The following is a 3,734-nucleotide window of genomic DNA, read 5'->3' as shown; positions in this document are numbered from 1 at the left end:
TGTGAAGCAGCTCACATGATCAGCGGCTTCTCCTTCACCACGCGCATCAGCCTGATCCTGATCCTCGGCCTCACAATGGCCTGGATCGCTGCGGTCGCTTACTTCTATATCGGCGGGCCTGGTGCCGATCTGCGCGCGCTCAGCGATCCTGCACGCATCCTCGCCATCATCGATCTGGTCGAGCGTACGCCGAAGACCGAACGCGACCTGCTGAAACAGGCCATCAATGCGGACGGCTTTCAGATCGACATCGAGGCGAACAGCAAGGTGGGCGACAGTGTGAGTGGCCCGCTGTCGCCGCTTGGCGACAAGACGGTGAACACCTATCGCAAGGCTCTGGCGGGCCGCGAACTCGCCATCGACTTCGACGAACCACACAAGAGGCGCGTGCTGCGACGTCTGTGGCCGGATATCCTGAAACTGCGCGTCGGGCTCGATGGCGGCGACGTGCTCGCGCTGACCATCAACACGCCGCTGTTGCGTGGCCTGTTCGGCCTGCCCGTCGGCCTTGGTGCCGGCATCATCGGCACGCTAGTGGCATTGATCGCCGTGCTGGTGATGCAGCGCGAGGCCAAGCCGCTGCGGCGTCTGGCCAAGGCAGTGGACCGCGTCGACCTGTCGTCCGGACCGGTGCCGCTGCCCGAATACAAGCGCAGCGCGCCGGAAATCCGTGCGCTGATCGCGGCCTTCAACCGGTTGCAGAGCCGGCTCGCCGAGCTGCTGCGCGCACGCATGGCGATGCTCGGCGGCATCTCGCATGACGTCCGCACCTTCGCGACGCGCCTGCAATTGCGCGTGGAAAAGATCGCTGACGCCGACGAGCGCGAACGCGCCACCAGCGACATCGCCGACATGATCCGGCTGCTCGACGACGCCCTGCTCGCCAGCCGCGCCGGCGCCGCCGAATTGTCAGAAGAGATGATCGAGATCGACGACCTGATCGCCAGCGAGGCCGGCGATCGCGCGAATAATGGTCAGACAATCGACTATCGGCCCGCGATGGCGGCGGAGCCGCCGGTGGTGATCGGCGACCGGCTCGCTATTCGCCGTATCGTCGCCAATCTCACCGACAACGCCATCAAATATGGCCGCGTGGCGCATCTCGCGGGACGGACCGAGCGCGGCTTCTTCGTGCTAACGGTGGATGACGAAGGCCCCGGCATTCCGGCCTCGGAGCGGCAGGCCATGCTGGAGCCTTTCAGCCGGCTGGAGACCTCGCGCAACCGCAATACCGGCGGCGCCGGTCTTGGGCTTGCGGTCGCTCGCAGTCTCACCGAGGCCCATCGCGGCGATCTCGCAATTGGCCAGGCAGACTCCGGCGGTGCGCGCGTCACCTTGCGGCTGCCGCTGTTCGAACAGGCCGGCCATCGCGCTGTGGCGTGACGCCGGCACATGCCGGTGCTATGGCAGGATCCTTGCACCGCGATTTGGCGCAATCTGATCCTTCCTGCACGTCCGCCGAGTCCGCATGAGCTCCCATACTCCTGATCTGCAAACCGTCGTCAGCGAAATCGCCGCAGAGATGGCGCAGCGGCCCGACCGCGGCGAAGTCGCCACCTATATTCCCGAACTCGCGGGTGTCGATCCCAACCAGTTCGCGCTGGTGGTGGTGGATGCGGATGGCAATGTCGCTGCCGGCGGCGACGCCGATGTGCCGTTCTCGATCCAGAGCATCTCGAAGGTTTTCACGCTCACGCTGGCGCTCGGCATGGTCGGCGACCGGCTGTGGAAACATGTCGGCCGCGAACCGTCCGGCAATCCATTCAACTCCATCGTCCAGCTCGAGCGCGAACGCGGTGTACCGAGAAACCCCTTCATCAATGCCGGCGCCATCGCCGTCACTGACGTGATCCTGTCCGGCCATCAGCCGCGTGAGGCCATCGGCGAAATCCTGCGTTTCATGCAGTTTCTGTCGGGCGACAACAGCATCGTCATCGATGAAACGGTGGCGGCGTCCGAGAAGCGAACCGGCTTCCGCAACACCGCGCTGGCGAACTACATGAAGTCGTTCGGCGTCATCAACAATCCCGTCGATTTCACGCTCGGCGTCTATTTCCATCACTGCGCCATCGCCATGTCATGCCGGCAGCTGGCGATGGCGACGCGGTTCCTCGCCTATTCCGGGCGCAATCCGAGTACCGGCCTGTCAGTGGTCTCATCCGAGCGTGCACGCCGGATCAATGCGCTGATGCTGACATGCGGCCACTATGACGGCTCAGGTGAATTCGCCTATCGCGTCGGCCTGCCCGGTAAGAGCGGCGTCGGCGGCGGCATCATCGCTGTTGCGCCGGGGAAAGCCTCGATCGCGGTTTGGGCGCCGGGTCTGGATCACCACGGCAATTCGCATCTCGGGCGGATTGCACTGGAAGAGCTGACACGCCGGCTTGGCTGGTCGATTTTCGGGACGTAAAGCGCTTACGAAAAAAGGGCCGAAACATCTGTTTCGACCCTTGATCTTCGACCTCTTCCGGCGCGCTCAATGCTCGACCTTCCGTTTCTCTTCTTCGATGGCGTCATCGTGATACCAGCCCGAGCCGAAATCGACGGCGGGATAGTCGCGGAAGTCCACCGGTTGAATTTCCCCGGGGCGAGCCCTCAGGCCCGCACGGCCACCGACCGGAAATTGATAGATGGTTGCAGTCGTCTGGCTTTGATCGGAATGATTTGTATTTCTCATCTCCTGGATCTCCTGCCTGACGTGTTTTTGTGTCGGTTTGGCCGTCAGGTCTTTGAAATGTAACAGGCTCGCTCGCGCTTTGTGCCAGATGCCTCATAAAAAGCATGCAATTGCCGCTAATATGCGCACCGAAGCAGCATGCGCTATGCACGCGCAGTCTTTACTGGCGAGAGACTGACCGGACAGATGACAAATGAGCGTCCGAAGGGCAGAAAAGTTCCTGCATAAATAGCCCTGCAACGGAAATGAGCAGGTGGTATTCAGGTCTGCGAGCCAAAAGCCTCGCAAATTCAGGATTTTCGGCTGATTCTGACGGCGACCAGGCGGCTGTAGAAAGCCTTCGTCGAGCCGCTGGGGACGACACCAACTTTCTCGTCACAAAACCGTTGCACCGCGGCAAGTTGGCATACTACGTGCTTATAAAGCAGCGCCGCTGGGGATGGAACTTCCGATCCCGGCAATGTCCCGAGTTTACTCCTGCCGGGGTTCACTCCTTTCGCCAACTCGTGAGAGACCTGAATGACCAAGTATAAGCTCGAGTATATCTGGCTCGACGGCTACAAGCCGACGCAGAACCTGCGCGGCAAGACCCAGCTGAAGGATTTCGACAGCTTCCCGACCCTCGAACAGCTGCCGCTCTGGGGCTTCGACGGTTCGTCCACCGAGCAGGCCGAAGGCCGCTCCTCGGACTGCGTGCTGAAGCCGGTTGCCGTGTTCCCGGATGCTGCTCGCGTCAATGGCGTGCTGGTGATGTGCGAAGTCATGATGCCCGATGGCGTCACCCCGCATCCGTCGAACCACCGCGCCACCATTCTCGACGATCCCGGCGCATGGTTCGGCTTCGAGCAAGAATACTTCTTCTACGAGAACGGCCGCCCGCTCGGTTTCCCGTCGGAAGGCTATCCGGCTCCGCAGGGCCCCTACTACACCGGCGTCGGCTACAAGAATGTCGGCTCGGTCGCGCGTGAGATCGTCGAAGAACATCTCGACCTCTGCCTCGCCGCCGGCATCAACCACGAAGGCATCAATGCCGAAGTGGCCAAGGGCCAGTGGGAAT

General features: G+C 62.2%; 4 protein-coding genes. 3 read left to right on the top strand and 1 reads right to left on the bottom strand.

Annotation, left to right across the window (positions count from 1 at the left end):
• Together ACIQ17_RS31955 and ACIQ17_RS31950 are read left to right on the top strand one after the other, a co-directional pair.
• Window positions 1–1,383 (top strand): ATP-binding protein (locus tag ACIQ17_RS31955; RefSeq protein ID WP_398473554.1); only part of this gene is annotated, 1,383 nt, incomplete at its 5' end.
• Between the two features lie 85 nt (window positions 1,384–1,468).
• Window positions 1,469–2,410, top strand: coding sequence for a glutaminase (locus ACIQ17_RS31950; RefSeq protein ID WP_398473552.1), 942 nt, complete (start codon window positions 1,469–1,471; stop codon window positions 2,408–2,410).
• Between the two features lie 66 nt (window positions 2,411–2,476).
• Here ACIQ17_RS31950 and ACIQ17_RS31945 read toward each other — a convergent pair whose 3' ends face one another.
• Window positions 2,477–2,677 (bottom strand): DUF2735 domain-containing protein, encoded by a 201-nt coding sequence (locus ACIQ17_RS31945; protein ID WP_398473551.1) that lies wholly within the window; start codon window positions 2,675–2,677, stop codon window positions 2,477–2,479.
• Window positions 2,678–3,196: 519 nt separating this feature from the next.
• Here ACIQ17_RS31945 and ACIQ17_RS31940 point away from each other — a divergent pair.
• The coding region (locus tag ACIQ17_RS31940) for a glutamine synthetase beta-grasp domain-containing protein (RefSeq protein WP_398473550.1) at window positions 3,197–3,734 on the top strand (538 nt) is incomplete at its 3' end.

It is taken from the genome of Tardiphaga sp. (assembly GCF_044340795.1).
Lineage (GTDB): Bacteria > Pseudomonadota > Alphaproteobacteria > Rhizobiales > Xanthobacteraceae > Tardiphaga.
The sequence above is the reverse complement of the archived record's forward strand: the minus strand, read 5'-3'. Positions and strand labels throughout refer to the sequence as shown.

What these genes read in the sequence shown, in the direction of transcription:
- ACIQ17_RS31950 (WP_398473552.1), top strand. Translation starts at nt 1,469, where the DNA reads ATGAGCTCCCATACTCCTGATCTGCAAACCGTCGTCAGCGAAATCGCC.
- ACIQ17_RS31945 (WP_398473551.1), bottom strand. Translation starts at nt 2,677, where the DNA reads ATGAGAAATACAAATCATTCCGATCAAAGCCAGACGACTGCAACCATC.